The 259-nt window shown below is 42.9% G+C and carries 1 protein-coding gene; it reads right to left on the reverse strand.

Annotated elements, in window-relative coordinates; translation table 11 throughout:
* On the reverse strand, nt 1-253 hold a 253-nt coding region (locus AC1ECF_RS17685; protein WP_480390749.1), incomplete at its 3' end, for a GDP-mannose 4,6-dehydratase.
* Between the last annotated feature and the right edge of the window lie 6 nt (nt 254-259).

Genomic DNA, 259 nt, shown 5'->3' on the forward strand with positions numbered 1-259 from the left:
GCGATTCTGCCGCAAAGTTGACAACTACGTCTACTCCTTGACCAATCAGGTGATCCATCTCGGCAGCATCCGTTATATCTGCTTTGACAAAGGTATGACGTGTGTTGCCTTCAAGGGACTTCAAGTTTTCCAAATTACCTGCATACGTAAGTGCATCCACATTAATAATTTCATAATCAGGATGCCTCTGCTGCATATAAATCACAAAATTGCTTCCAATAAACCCGGCTCCGCCGGTAACGAGCAGTTTCATAAATTT

The sequence above is a fragment of the Psychrobacillus sp. Z3-81 genome (assembly GCF_056620325.1).